Source organism: Arthrobacter sp. TE12231 (genome assembly GCF_054062895.1).
Genome location: NZ_JBSSFS010000001.1, coordinates 2977297 through 2999159, shown reverse-complemented (window position 1 = coordinate 2999159; position 21863 = coordinate 2977297). Strand labels below are relative to the sequence as shown.

The 21863-nt window shown below is 68.8% G+C and carries 14 protein-coding genes and 1 tRNA gene; 9 read left to right on the top strand and 6 right to left on the bottom strand.

Annotated elements, in window-relative coordinates:
- Positions 1–59 precede the first annotated feature (59 nt).
- Positions 60–1889, bottom strand: coding sequence for an AMP-dependent synthetase/ligase (locus ACVWYS_RS13460; protein ID WP_456507218.1), 1830 nt, complete (start codon positions 1887–1889; stop codon positions 60–62).
- A 60-nt stretch (positions 1890–1949) separates the two neighbouring features.
- Positions 1950–3701 carry a dolichyl-phosphate-mannose--protein mannosyltransferase gene (locus tag ACVWYS_RS13455; RefSeq protein ID WP_456507217.1) on the bottom strand — a complete coding sequence of 584 codons (1752 nt, stop codon included), beginning with the start codon at positions 3699–3701 and terminating at the stop codon, positions 1950–1952.
- A gap of 180 nt (positions 3702–3881) precedes the next feature.
- On the opposite strand from ACVWYS_RS13455, the gene rsmI reads away from it, so the two are divergent.
- Together rsmI and ACVWYS_RS13445 are read left to right on the top strand one after the other, a co-directional pair.
- The gene (gene rsmI, locus ACVWYS_RS13450) at positions 3882–4703 is read left to right on the top strand and encodes a 16S rRNA (cytidine(1402)-2'-O)-methyltransferase (protein ID WP_116766124.1); all 822 of its coding nucleotides are present in this window, start codon (positions 3882–3884) and stop codon (positions 4701–4703) included.
- Positions 4704–4988: 285 nt separating this feature from the next.
- The gene (locus ACVWYS_RS13445; protein ID WP_456507216.1) at positions 4989–6488 is read left to right on the top strand and encodes an NAD-dependent succinate-semialdehyde dehydrogenase; all 1500 of its coding nucleotides are present in this window, start codon (positions 4989–4991) and stop codon (positions 6486–6488) included.
- Positions 6489–6571: 83 nt separating this feature from the next.
- On the opposite strand, the gene ACVWYS_RS13440 is transcribed toward ACVWYS_RS13445, so the two are convergent.
- The 3 genes from ACVWYS_RS13440 to ACVWYS_RS13430 are packed head-to-tail and all read right to left on the bottom strand — an operon-like array spanning position 6572 to position 11813.
- Positions 6572–9118 (bottom strand): DUF3488 and transglutaminase-like domain-containing protein, encoded by a 2547-nt coding sequence (locus ACVWYS_RS13440; RefSeq protein WP_456507215.1) that lies wholly within the window; start codon positions 9116–9118, stop codon positions 6572–6574.
- The gene (locus tag ACVWYS_RS13435; RefSeq protein WP_456507214.1) at positions 9115–10626 is read right to left on the bottom strand and encodes a DUF58 domain-containing protein; all 1512 of its coding nucleotides are present in this window, start codon (positions 10624–10626) and stop codon (positions 9115–9117) included. The genes ACVWYS_RS13440 and ACVWYS_RS13435 overlap by 4 nt, the downstream gene beginning before the upstream one ends.
- A 14-nt stretch (positions 10627–10640) precedes the next feature.
- Complete coding sequence (locus ACVWYS_RS13430; RefSeq protein WP_456507213.1) at positions 10641–11813, bottom strand: AAA family ATPase; 1173 nt, start codon at positions 11811–11813, stop codon at positions 10641–10643.
- 177 nt (positions 11814–11990) lie between these two features.
- Between ACVWYS_RS13430 and ACVWYS_RS13425 the strand changes: the two genes are divergently transcribed.
- From ACVWYS_RS13425 to ACVWYS_RS13405, 5 genes are all read left to right on the top strand, one after another.
- The gene (locus ACVWYS_RS13425; RefSeq protein WP_456507212.1) at positions 11991–12878 is read left to right on the top strand and encodes a TatD family hydrolase; all 888 of its coding nucleotides are present in this window, start codon (positions 11991–11993) and stop codon (positions 12876–12878) included.
- A 304-nt stretch (positions 12879–13182) separates the two neighbouring features.
- Positions 13183–14328 (top strand): transglycosylase family protein, encoded by a 1146-nt coding sequence (locus ACVWYS_RS13420; protein ID WP_116766036.1) that lies wholly within the window; start codon positions 13183–13185, stop codon positions 14326–14328.
- A gap of 169 nt (positions 14329–14497) precedes the next feature.
- Entirely contained in the window at positions 14498–15397 is a 900-nt protein-coding gene (gene rsmA / locus ACVWYS_RS13415; protein ID WP_456507211.1) for a 16S rRNA (adenine(1518)-N(6)/adenine(1519)-N(6))-dimethyltransferase RsmA, read from the top strand.
- 113 nt (positions 15398–15510) lie between these two features.
- Positions 15511–16473, top strand: coding sequence for a 4-(cytidine 5'-diphospho)-2-C-methyl-D-erythritol kinase (locus tag ACVWYS_RS13410; protein WP_456507210.1), 963 nt, complete (start codon positions 15511–15513; stop codon positions 16471–16473).
- A 72-nt stretch (positions 16474–16545) separates the two neighbouring features.
- Positions 16546–18393 (top strand): ABC-F family ATP-binding cassette domain-containing protein, encoded by a 1848-nt coding sequence (locus tag ACVWYS_RS13405; RefSeq protein ID WP_456509896.1) that lies wholly within the window; start codon positions 16546–16548, stop codon positions 18391–18393.
- A gap of 1020 nt (positions 18394–19413) precedes the next feature.
- Here ACVWYS_RS13405 and ACVWYS_RS13400 read toward each other — a convergent pair.
- The gene (locus tag ACVWYS_RS13400) at positions 19414–20013 is read right to left on the bottom strand and encodes a TetR/AcrR family transcriptional regulator (RefSeq protein WP_116766040.1); all 600 of its coding nucleotides are present in this window, start codon (positions 20011–20013) and stop codon (positions 19414–19416) included.
- A gap of 217 nt (positions 20014–20230) precedes the next feature.
- Between ACVWYS_RS13400 and ACVWYS_RS13395 the strand changes: the two genes are divergently transcribed.
- Together ACVWYS_RS13395 and glmU are read left to right on the top strand one after the other, a co-directional pair.
- Positions 20231–20302: transfer RNA gene (locus ACVWYS_RS13395), tRNA-Gln, on the top strand.
- A 42-nt stretch (positions 20303–20344) separates the two neighbouring features.
- On the top strand, positions 20345–21859 hold the full coding sequence (glmU, locus tag ACVWYS_RS13390; RefSeq protein ID WP_456507209.1) for a bifunctional UDP-N-acetylglucosamine diphosphorylase/glucosamine-1-phosphate N-acetyltransferase GlmU: 1515 nt from the start codon (positions 20345–20347) through the stop codon (positions 21857–21859).
- Positions 21860–21863 lie beyond the last annotated feature (4 nt).

Here is a 21863-nt window from a genome sequence, read left to right as displayed (position 1 = left end):
ACCTTTGTGCCGGCCGTTTCGCTGTCCCGGCTGGTTAGGGGCGGCGCGCGTGTGTGGGCTCAGCCGTAGATGCGGTTGATGTGCTCCTCGTAGTCCCGCACGACGGCGGCCCGCTTGAGTTTGAGCGAGGGTGTCAGGTGCCCTGATTCGACCGTGAAGTCGGCGTCCAGGATGACGAAGCTGCGGATGGATTCAGCCTTGGAGACCAGCAGGTTCGCCTCATCGATGGCGCCCTGGATCGAGGCCCGCACCATCCCGTCCGCAGCGGCCTCGGCCGGAGTCATGACGGGCACCTTCCGGGCGGTGCACCAGTTGTGGAGCCCTTCCGGGTCCAGGTTGATCAGGGCCGACACGAACGGCCTGCCGTCACCGATCACGACGGCCTGGCCTACCAGCTGGTGCTCGCGGATCTTCTCCTCGAGCGGGCCGGGGGCCACGTTCTTGCCGCCGGCCGTCACCAGCAGGTCCTTCTTGCGCCCGGTGATGGTCAGGAAGCCGTCCTCATCGAGGGAGCCGAGGTCCCCGGTGCGGAAAAAGCCGTCCACGAAGGCTTCCGCGTTGGCGGCCGCGTTGGCGTGGTAGCCCTTGAAGACCCCGATGCCCTTGACCAGGATCTCGCCGTCGTCGGCCACCCGGATGGTGGTTCCCGGCACCGGGATACCGACCGTTCCCACCTTGGTCCGTGCCGGCGTGTTGGCCGTGCACGGCGCCGTGGTTTCGGTCAGGCCGTAGCCTTCCAGGACGGGGATGCCGGCGCCGCGGAAGAAATGGGCGTCACTGGAGCTCAGCGGACTGGCCCCGGAGACCGTGTACCGCAGCTGGCCGCCGAAGGCCTCCCGGAGCCTGGGGTAGAACAGCCGCTCAAAGAGTCCGTGCCGGATCCTCAGGATCCGTCCGGGGCCCTTCCCGTCGCCCCGGGAGGCGGCGTCCAGCGCCCTGGAGTAGTCGACCGCGGCCGCCGCCGCGGCCGTGAACACGCGTCCCTTGCCGGCCGCGGCGGCCTTTTGCGCGGCGCCGGCATAGACCTTTTCGAAGATCCGGGGGACCACCAGCAGGAACGTGGGTTTGAAACTGGCCAGGTCCTCCAGGAGTTCCTTGGCGCTTGCGGTGTGGCCGACGGTGGCGCCGGCGCTCAGGCAGATCACCTGGACCGCACGGGCCAGGACGTGCGCGAGGGGTAGGAACATCAAGGTCCGGGAACGCGGTTGCATGAGGATCTCGGGAAGGAAGAGGACGATGTTCTTGGCGACGAGGGCGAAGTTGGCATGCGTGATCTCGCAGCCCTTGGGCCTGCCCGTGGTGCCCGAGGTGTAGACCAGCGACGCAACGTCGGCGAGGGACGCGGCGCTCCGGTGTCGCTCGAGTTCGGCGTCGGTCACCCCGGTGCCGGCTGCGGCGAGACTCGCCAGGTTCGGTGCGGCGCCGTCGTTCTCCATCCGGACGACGGCGACAAGCCGGTCGCCGAGGACTGTGGACGCGTCCAGAACGCCCTGGACCAGGGCCGCCTTGGCCTGGTCTTCAACGAACACGCGCCGTGCCCCCGAGTCGTGGAGGATCCACTCGACCTGGCTGGCGGAGGAGGTCTCGTAGACCGGAACCGTGACGCCGCCGGCAAACCAGATGGCAAAATCCACCACTGTCCACTCATACCGGGTCGCTGACATGACCGCCACAGTGTCGCCCGGGGTGAGTCCGCCGGCAATCAGGCCCTTGGCCAGGGCGGTGACCTGGTCGAGGAAGTGCTGGACCGGTACGTCGGTCCAGCCGCCGGGACCCTTGCGGGAGTAGAGGGCGTGCACGGGGTCGTTCGCGTGCTGCTCCAGGAGCAGGTCGGTCACGTTGCTCTCCGGGTCCAGCTCCACGAGCAGTCCGGTGCTTGCTTCTCTCACAGCCGAGTCTCCATTCCTGGTCCGCCCGGAGTTCGGCGGACTTTCCCCTGCAATCCTGCCTTAGATCCAGGAAGGCATCCACATCCGCAGGCGCCATTCCTGGTACGGGATCACCTCGCCGGTCCAGACCGGGTAGAAGAACGCGGACACCAGCACGGCGGCCACCACAAACAGCGCAACCAGGCAGAACCCGGATCGCCGCCGCCAGAGGGGGTCGCTGCGCTGGCCAAGGACCAGGCCCAGGCAATAGACCAGCGCCAGCACCAGGAACGGTTCGAAGGACACGGCGTAGAAGAAGAAGGTGGTGCGCTCCGGGTACATGAACCAGGGGAGGTAGCCGGCCGCCACCCCGGCCAGGACCGCGCCGGCGCGCCAGTCGCGGCGCCCCGCCCACCAGAACAGCAGGATGACCAGAGAGACGGCCGCGCCCCACCAGATCAGCGGGTTGCCTACCGAGAGGATGGCGGAGGTGCAGTTGCTGAGGTCGCAGCCGGGGGTGCCCTTGGCGGGGGATTCGTAGAAGAAGGACGTCGGCCGGCCCATGACCAGCCAGGTCCAGGCACTGGCCTCGTAGGGGTGGTCGGAGCTCAGGCCCTGATGGAACTTGTACGCCTCCAGGTGGTAGTGCGCCAGGGACCGTACGGCGTTCGGCAGCCAGCCCCACTCGGCCGAGGGGTTGGCCTCGGCCCAGTGCCGGAAGTACGCGTCCTTGGACAGGAACCAGCCCGTCCATGTGAAGCCATAGACCACCGCAGCCACCGGAACGATGGTCAGGAAGGCCGGGACGCCGTCTTTGAGGATGCCGCCGCTGATCCAGGCATGCACGCCGGCGATGCGCCGCGCGCTGAGGTCCCAGAACACGGTAAGCAGGCCGAAACCGGCAAGGAAGAACAGCCCGGACCATTTCGTCCCCACGGCCAGGCCCAGGCAGACGCCGGCCGCGACGCGCCACCAGCGGATGCCGAGCCAGGGCCCGGACGTGAGCTGCAGCGCCAAGGGGCGTCCCGTGGGAGAGGCTGCGGCCTGCCGGCCGAGCCGGGCCGCCAGACGCCGCCGGCCGTCGTCGCGGTCCATCAGCAGGGCACCGAACGCGGCAAGGAGCCAGAACATGAGGAAGATGTCCAGCAGCGAGGTCCGGGACATCACGAGGTGGTGGCCGTCCACGGCCAGCAGGACGCCGGCAACCGCGCCCAGCGTCAGGGAGCGGAAGAGTTTCTGCGCGATCAAAGCCAGCAGGAAGATGGAGAGGGTCCCCGTCAGGGCCGCACCGAACCGCCAGCCGAAGGGGTTGTCCGCACCGAACAGCCACATGCCCGCGGCAATCATCCACTTGCCGACCGGCGGGTGCACCACATACTCCGGGGAGTTCAGGAGCACGCCGGGGTTGCCTGCAATGAAGGAGTCGTTCGCCCGGTCGGGCCAGCTGCGCTCGTAGCCGCTGACCAGCAACGAATACGCGTCTTTGACGTAGTAGGTTTCGTCAAAGACCAGGTTGCGGGGTGTGTCCAGCCGGACGAACCGCAGGATGCCGCCCAGCGCCGCCGTGAGGGCGGGAATGAGCCAGTACCAGAGCCGCAGCGACGCCGGGTAGTCCCGCCAGCTTTGGATGCTGCCGATCAGGCGCTCCTTGAGGGCCTCCGTGGTGAAAGCCTCGGCGGGGCGGCTGATCCAGCGGTGCCCCTCAAGATTGCGGCCGGTGCGGACGCGGCCGCGGGCCTGGCTGCCGGCGCTGCCGCTGTTCGGCCCTGTTGACGGCGATGCGGCGGCGCCGGCCTCGGGCGGGAGCGTGGGGGTCTGGGTCACGTTGCCCATGCTACCTTTCGCGGCTGTGCTCGTCGGGCCGTGCCGCGGCGGCAGTAGGCTGGTCATGTGGACCACGAACCGAGTACTTCCCCCCATCTTGATCTTCGCTCCGAAGACAGCACCGACGGCGCCCTTTCCGTTGACGAAGCCGCGCCCGGCAGTGTTCCGGCCGCTGGCGGACCCGGCCGCATCGTCCTCGCGGCGACGCCGATCGGAAACACCGGCGATGCCTCGGCGCGGCTCGTGGAGCTGCTCACGACGGCGGACATCGTCGCCGCCGAGGATACGCGGCGGCTGCACCGGCTCGTGCAGACCCTGGGCATCACGGTGGGCGGCCGGATCATCAGCTATCACGAGCACAATGAGGCCGCCAAGACGGCTGACCTGCTGGACCAGGTCCGGTCCGGCAAGACCCTGGTCATGGTGACCGACGCCGGCATGCCGTCCGTCTCGGACCCGGGGTTCCGGCTGGTTGAAGGCGCTGTGGCGGCCGGGCTCACCGTCACCGCTGCCCCCGGGCCCTCCGCCGTGCTGACCGCCTTGGCCCTGTCCGGCCTGCCGACCGACCGCTTCTGCTTCGAAGGATTCCTGCCCCGCAAGGCAGGCGAACGCTCCTCGCGGCTGGCGGACCTCGACGCGGAGCGGCGCACCATGGTGTTTTTCGAGGCGCCGCACCGGCTGGAGCCGATGCTGAGGGCGCTGCGGGAACGCTTCGGCGCCGACCGCCGGGCCGCCGTCTGCCGTGAACTCACGAAAACGTATGAAGAAGTCATCCGCGGCACCCTGCGCGAACTGCTCGAATGGGCGGAGACCAACGAGGTGCGCGGCGAAATCGCCGTGGTGGTGGGCGGTGCTCCTGAACGCGAACCGGGCCGCCCCGAGGACCACGTGGCCGCCGTCAACGGCCTCATCGCCCAGGGCATCCGGCTCAAGGAAGCCGTCGCCGCGGTGGCCGAGGACGCGAAAGTCAGCAAGCGCGAACTCTACTCCGCGGTGCTCGCCGCGCGGTGATCGCGTGGGCGGGTTCCGGGGCGACCCGGGGCCTCGCCAGCCGCAGCGGGCACGGTTCGTCACGGGTTGTGCAGCTGCACAGCATTATCCGGATCGCGTAGTGCGCGCATGCATAGACTTGCCCGTGAGCGCGGCAGTACCGTGGCAGTAATCCAGGCGGCCGGCCCTACGGGAACGAGCGCCTCAACCGGCACGCAGTGCCAATAAATCAGTGCCAACAAACTAGAGCCAAAAAGCTAGTGCCAACAAACTAGTGCCAACCGAATTGCTGACGAGGGAGTCGTTGTGACTGTAACTGCCCAGCCTATTGTTTCCGCGGAGCGGGAGAAGGCCCTGCTGGCCTCGGTCCCGACGGGCCTGCTGATCAACGGCGAATGGCGTCCGGCCGCGTCCGGGAAGACCTTCCAGGTCGAGGACCCGGCCACCGGCCAGGTGCTGCTGAGCATCGCCGACGCCGGCCCCGAGGACGGCAAGGCGGCCCTGGACGCCGCCGCCGCCGCGCAGGAGTCCTGGGCCAAGGTCCCGTCCCGGGAGCGCGGGGAGATCCTGCGCCGCGCCTTCGAGATGGTCACCGAGCGGGCCGAGGACTTCGCGCTGCTGATGACCCTGGAGATGGGCAAGCCGCTGGCCGAGGCCCGCGGCGAGGTCACCTACGGCGCGGAATTCCTGCGCTGGTTCTCCGAGGAAGCCGTCCGCGCGTTCGGCCGCTACTCGGTCTCTCCGGACGGCAAGTCCCGGCTGCTGGTGACCAAGAAGCCGGTGGGCCCGTGCCTGCTGATCACGCCGTGGAACTTCCCGCTGGCCATGGCCACCCGCAAGATCGCCCCGGCCGTCGCCGCCGGCTGCACCATGGTACTCAAGTCCGCAAATCTGACCCCGCTGACTTCCCAGCTGTTCGCTGCCGTGATGCAGGAGGCCGGCCTGCCCGCCGGTGTCCTGAACGTCATCCCGACCTCCACGGCCGGCGCCACCACGGGTCCGCTGATCAAGGATTCCCGGCTCCGGAAGCTGTCCTTCACCGGCTCCACGGAGGTCGGCCGCCGGCTGCTCGCGGACGCCTCCGAGACGGTCCTGCGGACCTCGATGGAGCTGGGCGGGAACGCCCCGTTCGTTGTGTTCGAGGACGCCGACATCGATGCCGCCGTCGCCGGTGCCATGCTGGCGAAGCTGCGGAACATGGGCGAGGCCTGCACCGCGGCCAACCGGTTCATCGTGCACGAGTCCGTCGCGGACGAGTTCGCGGAGAAGTTCGCCGCGAAGATGGCGGACATGACCACGGCCCGCGGCACCGAGGCCGAGTCCAAGGTCGGCCCGCTGATCGATGCCAAGAGCCGGGACAAGGTCCACGAACTCGTGACCGACGCCGTGAACTCCGGTGCGGTCGCGGTGACCGGCGGCTCCGCCGTCGAGGGCCCGGGCTACTTCTACCAGCCGACCATCCTCAAGGGCGTCACCGAGGGCACCCGGATCCTGTCCGAGGAAATCTTCGGCCCCGTCGCCCCGATCATCACCTTTGACACCGAGGACGAGGCCGTCCGGCTCGCGAACAACACCGAATACGGCCTCGTGGCCTACGTTTTCACCCGGGACCTGAACCGGGGCATTCGGATGGGCGAACGCCTCGAAACCGGCATGCTCGGCCTGAACGCCGGCGTCGTCTCCAACGCCGCAGCCCCGTTCGGCGGCGTCAAGCAGTCCGGCCTGGGCCGCGAAGGCGGCCTCGAGGGCATCGAGGAATACCTCTACACCCAGTACATCGGCATCGCCGACCCCTACGCCGGCTAGGCACAGGGAACAGCCGGGCCGGATCCGCGGACGCGGGCCCGATGACGCGGGCCCGATGACGCGGGCCCGATGACGGCGGCAGGCTAGCCGCGACGCACCCGGCGGACGGTATTGCGGATCTTCCCCCAGGATCCCGCGATGCCCCGCCGGGTGCTTTCTGCTGTCCGGGACAGGACCCGGCGGGGCAGCGGGAGGGCCCGCCGCCACCCGGACAGGACCGACGGCGGCAGCCAGTCCGCACGCAGCCGCACCAGGAGCTTCGCGTTGGCCCGCAGCGCGGCCTGCACCAGTGCAATCCTGGCCGCGGCGCCCGCGGCGCCCGCGGGTCCGGCGTTGCCCGCGGATGCGGCGGCGTCCGCAGGTCCGGCGGCTCCGGCCGGGCGGCCGTACCGCTCCCGTTCAAAGTCCTCCGTCAGGGCGGCCGCTGCCCGCTGGCCGGGCGTCTCCGCTCCGCCGGGCTGTCCCAATGCCGCCGAGGCGCGCAGCCGCTCGGAGAAATGCCGCGGCGTCTCGCTGGCTCCCGGCGCCACGCCGTAGTCCGTGGCCAGGTCCCTCAGTTCGGCCCAGGCCGGAACGGCCGTTCCTGCCGGCGCGCCGCCCCTGCCGCGGGCCGCCGTCGTCAGCCTGCGGCGCCGCACCCCGCTGCGCACCAGCCGCGGGCAGGCCGCCAGCAGTGCGAGCAGCAGCACCGCTCCCAGGCCGTAGAGCGCCTGTGCCGGGTGGGCGTCCGCAGGGGTCCGCGCCCCGGCCGCCGGAAGGGGAACAGGGGCCAGGGTGGGGAGCGGCGCCGGCGTGGAACGGTCCCCGGGGGTCAGGGCATCGTTGCGTTCATTGGTGCTGGCGCCGCTGGGCGTGGCGGCCGCCGTGGCGTACGCCGGAACCACGCCGCGGGAGGGCGTCGGCTCAAACGGGACCCAGCCGATGCCCTGGAAGAAGAGCTCCGGCCACGCATGGGCGTCCCGGGAATCGACCTCGTACTCGGGCAGCGGGCCCTGGCCCGCGACGGACACGGAGGCGCCGGTGGAGCGGCCCGGGGCGTAGCCCACGGCGATTCTGCTGGGAATGCCCTCCAGCCTGGCCATCACGGCCATGGCCGAGGCGAAATGAATGCAGTAGCCGCTCTTCTGGGTCAGGAAGTCCGCCAGTACGGACAGGCCGTTGCCGTCGTAGCCGCCCTGCACGGGGGACTGCAGGGAATACGTGAACTGGAGTGAACGCAGGTACGTCTGGATGGCCATGGCGCGCGCATACGGCGTGGCGGCTCCGGCAGTCACGGTATCGGCCGTGGTGCGGACGATTTCCGGAACGTTCGAGGGCTGGCGGAGGAACAGCTCGGGGATCCCGCCGGCCGGCTGTGAGGCCTCTGCCAGTACCCCGGCGGTGAGCTGCGGGCTGACGGAGGTGACCACGTACTGCTGGTCGCGGGAGTTTGTGTCGACCCCCTTGATGCTGAGCGTGGCCGGATCCCAGCTCCAGCGCCCTGTGAGCCCGCTGACCGACTCCGGCGCGTAGGGTGCGGGGAGGTAGGGACTAGTGAACTGGCCGGTGTTGACGGCGGTGACTACGCGAAGCTCCGTTGCGGCGCTCTCAAGCCCGGAGTCAAGCCTGCCGGTACCCAGCTGGCGGGTGGACTCCCGGTCATCCGGTGCCCAGGTGTCGCCGTCGAAGTTATCCACTGTGACCGAGCGCAGGTACGGCGTCGTCGGCGCGTTCGTGGCAAAGGTGATCCGGCCCTCGCCCGAGGGGCTGCGCAGGCTGCTGCCGAGGCTGATCATCGGATTCAGGCCGGTTGCGCTGCCGAACGGGTTCAGCCGCGAGCCCTGTGGAAACGTGCCCTGGTCGAAACCCGGGATGACCGGCTGCAGCAGCAACGTCAGGGTCAGCGCAATGCCGGCCGTGACCGCGCCGCGCCGGATTTGTCCGGGGTCCCGGGCAGTATCGGCGCCGGTGCGGGCATCCGGTGTGAACCAGTGGCTGCAACCCAGGATCAGCAGATAGCCGACGGCGGCCCCGAGGAACCCGAGCACGCCCACGCTCTGCGGCTTGACCATGGCCGGCACCACGAGGATGGCCAGGATCCCGAGCCCGCTCGTGGCCGGGAGCGCCAGCGGGAACGCGAGGGCATCCACGAGGATCACCAGCAGCCCGAGCACGGCGCAGATCAGCATGACGATTCCGGCGTTGGGAGCCACCGGCGTGCTCTCGGCGAGCACGGTTTCGCCGGCCCGGCGGAGGAACCTTCCCAGGTAGTCCATGGTCTGGGCCGACGGGATGAACCCGGCAATGCTGTGCTGCCTGAAGAAGGTGAAGGTCAGCACCAGGATGAGCGCCGCCAGGCCGCCGGCAGCCACGAACCACGTCCGCGCGCGCAGTGACCGCAGCGTCGCCATGCTGAAGGCGACGGCAAGGACGGTGGTGAACACCGGGGAGTACCAGGCCCACCCGCGCAGGACGCCGTTGAAGCCGAGGGCGGCACCCGCGACGGCCACCGCGACGGCGGTCCCCATCACCCAGGGTTGGGCGCCGGGTCCGGCCCTGCGGGATGCGGTGCCGGGGGACAGGACCGTCGGTTCTTCTGTGCCGGAGGGGCCGGCGTCGGATCCGCTGCGGCGCTGCGGTGTGAGGGTCATGGCCTGCCCCCCGCGCCGCGGCGGACGTCGGCGGCACCGGCCACGGCCGGGTCCGTCTGGTCGAAGGCCGCCCATGCGTCAGGCAACGATGTCCGGGCCGATACCGCGACGGCCCGCCATCCGCCCAGCCGCAGTGCCTCCAGTGCCCCGGACACTTCGCCGGAGTCGTCTGACTGGTCCGTGACCAGCAGCGCGAAGGCGTTCGCGCCGAACGCTGCCGCCGGGGACAGCGCCCGGGCCTCGGCGTGCGTCAGGCTGCCCAGGACGGCCAGGATCGGACCCCGCAGCCGGTGGGCGGAGAGCTTGTCCAGCAGGGCGTCACCGAAGGCCTGTGGCACGGACCCTGAGGGTTCCCCGGTGCGGGCTGCCTCCTGCCCGGGGATGCCGCCGTGTTGCGGGCGGGGGCCGTGGGCGCGGTTGCGGTGCAGGTGGGTGTGGTGCGGGCCGGAGAGTTGGATGGCGGCCAGGCTTTCCGCGATGGACTGCAGTCCGGATGCTCCCGTGTACTCTTCGGCCTCGGGATCGGGAGCGGACGGCGACTGCCGGAAGGCGGGAGCGCCCGCGCTGTCCAGGAACCGCAGGGAGTAGTTGCGGTCGGCGAGGTGCGCGCCGATCGACATTGCCGCTGTGACGGCCCATTCGAAGGCGTCGCAGGTCAGCAGCTCATGGCTGGACCCGTCCCCGCCTCCGGGGTGCCCGGAGTGGGAGCGGCCGGCCGCAGAAAAGCCGCCGTGACCCAATACTCCGTGCGGGTAGGCCGAGAGGCGCTGGTCCAGGATGATGGTCGCCTCGGGGGTCGTGACGGATTCCTCCTGCCGCACCATGAGGGCCCCGTGGCGGGCGGTCGCGGCCCAATGCACCCGGCGCATCGGATCCCCGTGGCGGTATTCGCGGGTCATGACGTCGTCATCGCTCGGATTGGCCCGGACCCGGGTGGCCGTAACGCCGTCGTGTCCGCGGGCACCGGCGAGCCCCGTCGCGGGAAGCTCGACCGCGGCGGGCGTCACGGTGAGGAGGTCGCCGTCGTCGATTGCGTGGCGGTGGACGGACAGGCCGAAGGGGTCGCTGAACTCTGCCGTGACGGGCCCGATCCGGAACTGGCCCCGCTTGGTCGAGCGAAGGTGGTATTCATAGCGGCTGGTGCCCCCGGCCGCCGTGCGGGCGGGGAAGTGGAAGACGGGGGACTCGCCGAACCGGGCCGGCAGGTGTTCCTCCATGATCGCGTGGCCCGCTCCCGGCCCGCTCCGTGCCACGGCCAGACGCACCGTGGCGCGCGCGGACGTCTCGACCGGCGACGGACTGAACTCGCGGTAGACGCGAAACCTCGGCTTCAACACTCGGGTTCCGGCCAGCGACAGGAGCGGCAGGATCAGGAGCAGCACGGCCAAGGCCAGCAAATCCCGGCGCCCCATGATCTGCGCGGCCAGCAGGAAGATCGCACCCGCGCCGAGCAGTCCCCAGCCGCGGGTACTGAAGATATGTCCCGGGAACCGATCCCTCCACGCCACGGCGGAACCGTTGCCTAGCGCGGATTCGGCTGTTGGGGCGGCGGCGCGGCTGCCATGGCCGAGGCCTTGTTCCGGCCGGGGCGTCCGGTGCCGGTGGCTTCGGCCGTCACCTCCGGGGTGACAGGGATTTTGCCGATGATGGCACGGATGACGCTTTGCGGCGTCTCGCCCGTGCTGGCGGCCTTGCGGTCGAGGATGATCCGGTGGGCGAGCACGGCCTCGGCGACGCTGATGATGTCGTCCGGCAGGACGAAGTCCCGGCCATCGAGTGCGGCCGTGGCCTTTGCCGCGCGCAGGAGCTGCAGCATGGAGCGGGGGCTGGCGCCGAGCCGGAGCAGACCGCTTTCACGCGTGGCCCGTCCCAGGGCCACCGTGTACTCCTTGATGGGCCGGGACACGTAGACCTGCTGCACGGTGGCAATCATAGCGGCCACTTCCGCGGCGGTGACCACCGCCGTCACGCGGGCCAGCGGGGAGGACGCCTGATGGGTTTCCAGCATCTCCATCTCGGACTCCCGGTCCGGGTAGCCCATCGAGATCCGGGCCATGAAACGGTCCCGCTGCGCTTCGGGAAGCGGGTAGGTGCCCTCCATCTCGATGGGGTTCTGCGTCGCCACCACCATGAATGGCTCATCCAGCCGGTAGGACGTGCCGTCCACAGTGACCTGGTGCTCCTCCATACACTCCAGCAGGGCGGACTGGGTTTTGGCGGAGGCGCGGTTGATTTCGTCCCCGATCACGATGTTCGCGAACACGGCGCCGTGCCGGAATTCGAAGGACCGGGTCGCCTGGTTGTAGATGGATACGCCCGTGACGTCGGACGGAAGCAGGTCCGGGGTGAACTGGATACGGCTGACGGAACAGTCGATGCTGCGGGCCAGGGTCTTGGCCAGCAGGGTCTTGCCGACCCCCGGGACGTCTTCCAGGAGCAGGTGGCCCTGGGCCAGGAGCACCGTGAGCGCCAGCTTTGCCGCTTCGGCCTTGCCGTCGATCACCGTATTGATGGCAGAGAGGATCCGGGTGCTGGCGGAGTGGAAGTCGCCGGCATCCATGGCTGCCGGCACCTGCGGGGAGGAGCGGTGTCCGGCTGGCGCTGCGTCAACGGCGTCGGCATCCACGGCGGGGCGGCCCGGGAAGCTCCGTCCTTCGGGGAGAGCGTCGTCTAGGGAAGTGCGGTGGTAATCCATCGGCAGCCTTTCAGCCCTGGTGGGTCCCGGAACGGACCGGCAACGGCCGCCGGGCCCCGCATTGGGGTTCGCCTGTTTCCTTACGGTGAAATAACAGAGTACTTACAGACTACTAACACAACTGCCGGGCCTGACAGAGAGTTCCGGGTAATTCCGGGCGCCCGTTAGGGTGGAAGAATGCTCCATCCCCTCACCCCCGTCCCGTTCCGGTCGCCCGGAAATGACGGCACCGGACGCAGCGGCTATCCGCCGGCACCGGAACCGCTGCCCGTCCCGGTCATGGACAACCACACCCATCTGGACTTTCCCGACGCGGAGCTGTCCGTGAGCATCACGGACGCCCTCGACGCCGCGGCTGCCGTGGGCGTCCAGGGGGCGGTGCAGGTGGGGTGCGACCTCGAATCGTCACGGTTCACGGTCAATGCCGTCGAACTCGATGCGCGGCTCCTGGGCGCAGTCGCGCTCCACCCCAACGATGCCCCCGACTACGCCCGCCGCGGCGAACTGGACAGCGCACTGGCCGAAATCGAGGCCCTGGCCGCCCACCCGCGGGTCCGGGCGATTGGTGAGACAGGGCTGGACTTCTTCCGGACCGAGGGGGAGGGCCTGGCCCACCAGCGCTATTCGTTCCGCCGCCACATCGACATCGCCAAACGGCTCGGACTGACGCTGCAGATCCACGACCGCGACGCCCACGACGACGTCGTCCAGGTGCTGCGCGAAGAAGGAGCGCCGGAGCGTGTGGTGTTCCATTGTTTCTCCGGCGACGAGGAGCTCGCCAGGACGTGCAACGCGGAGGGCTGGTACATGTCCTTTGCCGGGACCGTGACCTTCAAAAACGCGTCCAACCTGCGGGCCGCCCTGGCCATCGCGGAGCCGACCCGGATCCTGGTCGAGACGGACGCGCCGTTCCTCACGCCGCACCCGCACCGCGGGCGCCCGAATGCGAGTTACATGGTTCCGTACACGGTTCGGGCGATGGCCGATGTGACTGGATCGGAGCTTTCCGGACTGTGCGCGCAGATCGCCGAAAATTCCCTGCGGGCATACGGATCCTGGGCCTAAAACGGTCACTTTCGGCCTCCGCCGAAGCATACCCGGTATGCACAAATTCTTGGCTGCTTTATAACGCTACGGTTACAGTGGTCAACTATTAGCCGGGGTCGGGGAAGGCCTACGGATAATTTCACTGAAGCAGGGCGTGCATCGTGGCAAACAAACCACATGTGCGCTCTCGTTTTGGGTGAGGCAGTGCACGCATCTTCCGTGACGCTCCGGACCCTGTCCGGAGCCGCCCCTGGCGCGCTCACGGGGGGTGGTCGCGTGCATTTATCCCCGTGCCCGGAAGGTCCAAGAGATTCGGGCAATCGTGGTCAAGTTCTTCACATCGGACGGCAAGATCAGCTTCGTCAAAGTTGGCTCACAGCTCGTAGTGCTGGTGGCACTGGTGCTGGGCCTCGTGGCCTTCGTCGGCAACAACAAGACGATCACACTCAACGTGGACGGCAAGGTTAGCTCCGTCCAGACCTTCGGCGGAACCGTCGCAGAGGTCGTCAAGGGTGCCAAGGTTGAACTGCAGCCAGCCGACCGGGTGTCGCCTTCGGCGGACTCCCACGTGCAGGACGGATCAGTCATCAACGTCAACCTCGCCAAGGCCGTTAAGGTCAGCCTCGACGGCGCCGAACGGACCATCAACACCACATCGCCCACCGTCGAGGGGCTCGTGACCGAACTCGGCGTGGCCAGCGCCTCTCAGGTGTCTGTGCCCAAGGACGCCCAGCTGGCCGTCTCCGGTTCCTTCGTTTCCATCTCGACGCCGAAGACCGTGAGCATCGTCGCGGACGGCAAGGCGGCCAAGACCACCACGACGGAGGCCACCGTGGCCAAGGTGCTCGAGGACGCCGGGCTGTCGCTCGGAGCCAGCGACCGCGTCTCCCAGCCCGGGAACGCGCCGGTGGTCAACGACATGGTCATCAAGGTCTCCCGCGTCGATGTCAGCAAGACGGCCAACACCACCGAGCCTGTCGCATTCGAAACGCTCACCACCGAAAGCGCTGACATGTTCAAGGGTGAGAAGACCGTCACCCAGGCCGGCGTCGCCGGTACCACCACCAAGAGCTTCAAGCTGGTCCTCGTAGACGGCCGCGAAGCCGCCCGGACCCTGGTCTCCGAGACCGTGAGTGCTCAGCCGGTCACCGAGAAGGTCACTGTGGGCACCAAGGAAAAGCCCCAGCCCGCAGCCAACACCGGTGCCGGCGCGCCCGCGATGATGAACCAGGGCATGTGGGACAAGATCGCGCAGTGCGAGTCCGGCGGCAACTGGTCCATCAACACCGGCAACGGCTACTACGGCGGCCTGCAGTTCGACGTCCGAACCTGGCTCGGCGCCGGCGGCGGCGCCTACGCCCCCAACGCCGCTGCGGCCACCAAGGCCCAGCAGATCGACATTGCCAACCGCGTCTACGCGCAGCGCGGCCTTGGCCCCTGGGGCTGCGGCTGGGCCGCCTCCAGCTAAGACGCCCAGCTGGCCTTCCCTGCCAGCACGCCCAGCCGGCTCGTGACTGCCGGCTGATGACCGCCCGCTCCCGCGGCGGCTGACCACGGCCGCGGTGAGACGCACAGGCCGGGTCCGGATCCCTCCGGGCCCGGCCTGTGGCGTGCCGGCGCCGGGATAGGATACCTAGGTGACTGAACCGAGCCCCTCCGCCCCCGAAAGCCTGCCGTCAGCGGCGCCCGCACCGCTGATGGGCGCCTCCGATATCCGCCGGCTGGCTGAGGAAATCGGCGTGCGGCCCACGAAGACCCTGGGCCAGAACTTCGTCATCGACGGCAACACCATCCGGCGCATCGTGGCCGCCGCGGACATCCGGGCCGATGAGACGGTCCTCGAAGTGGGGCCCGGTCTCGGGTCGCTGACCCTGGGCCTGCTGGACGCCGCCCGGACCGTGGTCGCCGTCGAAATCGATCCGGTCCTGGCCGGGCGGCTGCCGGCCACGGTGAACCAGTGGCGGCCGAACGCCGTCGGAAATTTCCACCTCGTCCTGGCTGATGCCATGAGGGTCACGGAACTGCCCGCGGAACCGACCGCGCTCGTGGCGAATCTTCCCTACAACGTGGCCGTTCCCGTGGTCCTGCACCTCCTGCAGCACTTCCCGAGCCTGCAGCACGGCCTCGTCATGGTCCAGGACGAGGTCGCCGACCGCCTCGCGGCGGGGCCCGGTTCCAAAACTTACGGCGTACCCTCGGTCAAGGCCGCCTGGTACAGCAGCATGCGCAAGGCCGGCGTGATCGGCATGAACGTCTTCTGGCCGGCCCCCAAGATCCATTCCGGGCTGGTTGCTTTCACGCGCCGCGAACCCCCTGTCACGACTGCCACGAGGGAACAGGTCTTCGCCGTGATCGACGCCGCCTTCGCGCAACGGCGGAAGACGCTGCGGGCGGCACTGGCCGGCTGGGCCGGCAGCGCCGCCGAGGCCGAACGCTGCCTGCGGGCCGCCGGCGTCGACCCCTCCGCCCGCGGTGAAGTGATCGATATTGTGGCGTTCGCGAGGATCGCCGAAGCCCACGCGCAGCCGGAGTCCTGAGTTCCCGCTGAGTTCCTTTGGAGTCCTTTGTGAATCCTTTGTGAGTCGCTTGTGAGTCTCAGGGGAGCCGTCCCGTGCTTGGAGCCGGGGCCGGGATGCCATAGCGTGGAGCCATGAACGCAGTGAGAGGGCGCTTTGCCGCGAGGACTGTCCGGGTCAAGGCTCCAGGCAAGGTCAATGTCTCACTGGACGTCGGACCCCTGCGGCCGGACGGCTACCACTCGGTGGCCAGCGTCTACCTGGCCGTTTCGCTCTACGAGGAAGTGGCCGCCACCAGCACCGATACCGGCGGGATCACCGTCAGCATAAGCGACGCCAGCACCCTGGACCTGGATGGCGTGGACATCCCGCTGGATCACCGCAACCTGGCTTACAAGGCGGCAGCGATCATGGCCGATGTCTCCGAGCACGCCACCGGGGTCCATCTGGAGATCACCAAACGCGTGCCCGTGGCCGGCGGCATGGGCGGGGGGTCCGCCGACGCCGCGGCCACGCTGCTGGCCTGCGACGCGTTGTGGAACAGCGGGCTGTCCCGCGATGAGCTGGCCCATCTGGCCGCCGAACTCGGCGCCGACGTCCCGTTCTCGCTCCTGGGCGGCACCGCCGTCGGGTTGGGACTGGGCGACGACCTCTCACCGGCCCTCGTCAAGGCCCAGACCGACTGGGTCCTGGTCGCGGCCGACTTCGGCCTGTCCACCCCGGAGGTCTACCGGACCCTGGACCGGCTGCGCTCGGCGGAGGGCGTCACGGTGGAGGAGCCGGTCGCCGTCGACCCCGGCGTCCTCACAGCCCTGCGCAGCGGCGACGCCGACGCCCTGAGCCGCGTCCTGGTCAACGATCTCCAGCGCGCCTCGATCGAACTGGCTCCGGGCCTGCGCGACACATTGGGGCGGGGCGAAGCATGCGGCGCGATCGCGGGAATCGTCTCGGGCTCCGGACCCACCGTCGCCTTTCTCTCGCACAGCCCCGCCGCCGCGGCCGGGCTCGCCGAGGACCTGCGCCACCATGGCCTGGATGCGATGGCGGTCCACGGCCCGGTGCACGGCGCCCGCATCATCTCCGATACGCTCCTTTAGGAGCTTTTGACGCACCGCATCTCTTGACTTCACCGCAACACTTCACCGATACACCTAAGAAAGCAGTTCCCAGTGGCACACCTGCTCGGCGGCGAGAACCTCACGGTCTCGTATGCAACCCGCACCGTCCTCGACGGCGTAACCCTAGGCCTGGAAGAGGGCGACCGGATCGGCATGGTGGGCCGCAACGGCGACGGCAAGTCGACGCTCATGCGCCTGCTGGCCATGCGCGCCACCCCGGATTCGGGCCGGGTGACCAAGCGCAGTGAAGTCAATATCGGCTACCTGGACCAGAGTGACGTCCTCGACGGCGACCTCACCGTCGGTGCGGCAATTGTCGGCGACAAGGCCGACTACGAATGGGCCCGCAATCCGCAGATCCGCGAGGTGATGGGCGGACTCGTGTCCGACGTCGACTGGCACGCCAACGTGCATGCTCTCTCCGGCGGGCAGAAGCGGCGGGTGGCCCTGGCCAAGCTGCTGATCGAGGACCACGACGTCATCATGCTCGACGAGCCCACCAACCATCTCGACGTCGAAGGGGTCGCCTGGTTGTCCCGGCACCTGAAGACCCGCTGGCGGCCCAACCAGGGCGCCTTCCTCGTGGTCACCCACGACCGCTGGTTCCTCGACGAAGTGTGCAACAAGACCTGGGAAATCCACGACGGCATCATGGATCCGTTCGAGGGCGGCTACGCCGCGTACGTCCTGGCCCGGGCCGAACGCGACCGCTCCGCCTCCGTGATGGAAGGCAAACGCCAGCAGCTGGTCAAGAAGGAACTCGCCTGGCTGCGCCGCGGCGCCCCGGCCCGCACCGCCAAGCCCAAGTTCCGGATCGAGGCCGCCAACGCCCTGATCGCCGACGTCCCCGAACCGCGTGACTCGATGGCGCTGAGCAAGATGGCCACCGCCCGGCTCGGCAAGGACGTCCTGGACCTGGAAAACGTGTCTCTCGACTTCCTCGGCGGCGAACCCGGGCAGAAGCTCTTCGACAACATCACCCTGCGCCTCGCTCCCGGCGAGCGGCTGGGCCTGGTGGGCGTCAACGGCGCCGGCAAAACCACACTGCTTAAACTGCTCAATGGCGAAATTCAGCCCACCTCGGGCAAGGTCAAGCGCGGCAAGACCGTGGTCACCGCCGTCCTGACCCAGGAGGTCAAGGAGCTCGACGACGTCGCCGACCTGCGCGTCATCGAAGTGATCGAGCGGGAGAAGCGCTCATTCAACGTCGGCGGCAAGGAGTTCACCGCCGGCCAGCTCGTCGAGCAGCTCGGTTTCACGAACCAGAAGCAGTGGACCCCGGTCAAGGACCTCTCCGGTGGCGAACGCCGGCGTCTGCAGCTCCTCCGGCTCCTCGTGGGCGAACCCAATGTGCTCATGCTTGACGAACCCACCAACGACCTCGACACCGACACCCTGGCCGCCGTCGAAGACGTCCTGGACGGCTGGCCCGGCACCCTTGTGGTGGTCAGCCACGACCGCTACCTGCTCGAACGCGTCACGGACCACCAGATGGCGCTCCTGGGCGACGGCAAGATCCGCGCCCTGCCGCGCGGCGTGGACCAGTACCTCGAGCTGCGCGAGTCGGCGCTGGCCGGCTCCACCATCACCGGCGGCGGGAACCCCGTCACGGCCGCCGGCGGGGGCTCCGGTGCGGGCTCCGGCTCCGCGTCGGCTGCCGGTGGCGCCTCCGAAGCGGAGAAGCGCGATGCCCGCAAGGCCAAGAACCGGATCGACCGGCAGTTGGGCAAGCTCAAGCAGCAGGAAGACAAGATCCACGCCCAGATGACGGCCGGGGCCGGGGACGCCAGCAAGTTCGATGAGCTTGCCGAGCTCAACAAGAAACTCCAGGAGCTCGCCGGCGAACGCGAAGCCCTCGAACACGAATGGCTCGAAGCCCTCGAGGTGCTGGGGGAGTAGTTCCTGACGGCCCGGGGGACATGCCCAGTGCGTTGGTGCTCAGCGGGTTCCGGCACGGCTGGACATGTCCCTCGGGTCACGACAAACCCTGAGGACATGCCCCTTGGCGCAGGCCAGGGATGAACATGCTCTCCGGTGCGCTCAGAGCCCTCGGGACATGTCCCGTGGTCCAGGCCAAGGCTGGGCATGTTCTCTCGTGTGCTCGGAACCCTCAGGACATGCCCCTTGGTGTCAGTCAGGGATGGACATGTTCCCCGGTGTGCTCCGAACTCTCAGGAGATGCCCCTTGGTGTCAGTCAGGGCTGGACATGTTTCACGGTGTGCTCGGAACCCTCAGGACATGCCCCTTGGTTTCGGCAAGGAATGGACATATTGGCCTCATGTCCACTCCCCGGAGCCAGAGGAGGGCATGTCCTAAGGAGCACTCGACGGCATCGGCGCATTTCCCGTGAAGTGCTCAGTTGTTTCGCAGCCAGCTTGAATTGGCCATATCGCTAAATCCTGGGCACGCGGCTGGATAGGTCCCTTGTGAGGGCCAAGTCCTGTGCGAAGGCCACGGCCGGACATGTTCCCCGGTGCGCGCGTTCAACCGTCAGGACATGCCCCTTGCTGCAGGCCAGAAATGGATATCTTGGCCTCATGTCCACTCCTCCGGGCCGAGGGAGGGCATGTCCAGTGGAGTGGTCGATGTCCTGCTGCCAGCCGGGGTGGGCAAGACCTTGGGTCCTGCCCGGACTGAACATGTCCCGCGGAGCGCTGAGAACCCGCAGGATATGCTCCGTGGTGTAGGCCAAGGATGGGCATGCTGGTGTTATGTCCATTTCTCCGGGCCGGGACTGGACATGTCCCGTGGGGCGCTGAGAACCCGCAGGACATGCTCCGTGGTGCGGGCCAACGATGGACATGCTGGTGTTATGTCCATTTCTCGGGGCCAGGGCTGGGCATGTCCCGTGGCGGCCAGCGAGCAGGGGGCGATCCCGGACCTCAATCCAGCGCCGGACCTCACTCCACCCCGAGCCCTCACTCCTGGCTTCGGAGCTCAGGGTCCTTCTGCAGCCCGGTGAGCCCGTTCCAGGCCAGGTTTACCAGGTGCGCGGCGACTTCGCGTTTGTCCGGCGTGCGGCTGTCCTGCCACCACTGTCCGGTCATCGCGACCATTCCCACGAGCATCTGCGCATACATGGCCCCGTCCGCCGGGCTGAAACCGCGGCGGGCGAGTTCGTCCTCGAGGATGTGCTCCACGCGGGCCGTCACATGCGATAGCAGCGTGGAGAAGGCGCCCTCCGGCTGGGACGGCGGGGCGTCGCGCATGAGGATCCGGAAGCCGTCCGTCCGGTCCTCGATGTAGGTCAGCAGGGCCAGGGCCGCCCGCTCCACGAGGACGCGCGGCTTGGCGTCCTCGGACAGGGCATCGTTGACCGAGGTCAGCAGGATGTGGAACTCGCAGTCCACCACCTGTGTGTAGAGGCCTTCCTTGGAGCCGAAGTGCTCGTAGATCACCGGCTTGGAGACGCCCGCGGTGGCTGCGATTTCCTCGATCGTGGTGCCGTCCAGGCCGCGGAGTGCGAAAAGGCCCCGGCCGATGCCGATCAGCTGCGTGCGGCGCTGCGGGCCCGTCATACGGGGGCGGGGAACGTAGCCGGGCGCGCGGACAGGCCTGCCGCTGCCGCCGTCCGCCCCGCCGGCTGGGCCTGCACTCTTGCTCACAGCACCATCATGCCCTACCGCGGGCCCGTACCAGCCCGCAGGACCGCCCGTGCTTCGGACCCTGAGTCGCACGAGCATCAACCTTCGTGGCAGAATTGGTTCTCGTGCCACAGGTCAAGCCCGGGCACGGTCCGCTCTGGTGTAATGGCAGCACCCCGGCCTTTGGAGCCGTGGAGTATAGGTTCGAGTCCTATGGGCGGAACTGGCGAGACACACTGCGCAACCAAGCAAGGAGAGCCAACACGTGAGCCCCGAGAACACTGGCCCAGCCGCCGTGATCGTCCTAGCTGCAGGGGCCGGTACCCGGATGAAATCCCGTACGCCGAAGATTCTCCATGAGATCGGCGGCCGCTCGCTGGTGGGCCACGCCCTCAACGCCGCCCGCAGTGTCCACCCGCGCGACTTGGCCCTCGTGGTCCGTCATGAACGCGACCTCGTGGCCGCCCACGTCGCAGCCCTCGACCCGGACGCCCTGATCGTGGACCAGGACGACGTCCCCGGCACAGGCCGTGCGGTCGAAGCCGCGCTGGAAGCCCTCGATGCCCTTCACCCCCAGGGACCGCTCAGCGGAACCGTGGTTGTGACCTACGGCGATGTCCCGTTGCTCACCGGCGGCTTGCTCGCCGAACTCGTCGCCACCCACGAATCCGAGGGCAATGCCGTCACGGTCCTCACGGCCGTCCTCGATGACGCCACCGGTTACGGACGGATCCTCCGGGCAGCGGACGGAACCGTCACTGGCATCCGCGAGCACAAGGACGCCACCGAGGCCGAACGCGGAATCCGCGAAATCAACTCCGGCATCTACGCCTTTGACGCCGCCGTGCTGCGCGACGCGCTGGTCCACGTCACCACCGACAACGCCCAGGGCGAGAAGTACCTCACCGACGTCCTGGCCCTGGCCCGCGCCGCAGGCGGCCGCGTCGCCGCCGTCGTCACCAAAGACCGCTGGCAGGTCGAAGGCGCCAACGACCGCGTCCAGCTCTCCGCCCTCGGCGCCGAACACAACCGCCGCACCGTCGAGGCCTGGATGCGAGCCGGCGTGACGGTCGTCGATCCTGCCACCACCTGGATCGACTCCACCGTGACGCTCGACGAGGACGTCCGCCTCCTGCCCAACACCCAGCTGCACGGTGCCACCACGGTGGCGCGCGACGCCGTCGTCGGCCCCGACACGACCCTCACCGATGTCTTGGTGGGGGAGGGCGCCACGGTGATCCGCACCCACGGCTCCGGCTCCACGATCGGTGCACGCGCCAGCGTCGGCCCCTTCACCTACCTGCGCCCCGGCACCGTCCTGGGCGAAACCGGCAAGATCGGCGCGTTCTATGAGACCAAGAACGTCACGATCGGCCGCGGCTCGAAGCTGTCGCACCTCGGCTACGCCGGAGACGCGGAAATCGGCGAGGACACCAACATCGGCTGCGGCAACATCACCGCCAACTACGACGGCGAGAAGAAGCACCGCACGGTGATCGGCTCCGGCGTCCGGACCGGCTCCAACACGGTCTTCGTCGCTCCGGTCCGGGTGGGCGACGGCGCCTACAGCGGCGCTGGCGCGATCATCCGCCAGGACGTCCCGGCCGGCGCCCTTGCCCTCTCCGTCGCCAGGCAGCGGAATTCGGAAGGCTGGGTTGCGGCCAACCGCCCCGGGTCCGTTTCCGCCGCACTGGCCCGGTCCGCCGCCGCGGTCGAAACAGCCGCCGCGGGCGCCGCCCCAACTTCCTCCACTACTCCGGCACCGACAGAAGAGGGCTAGCAAT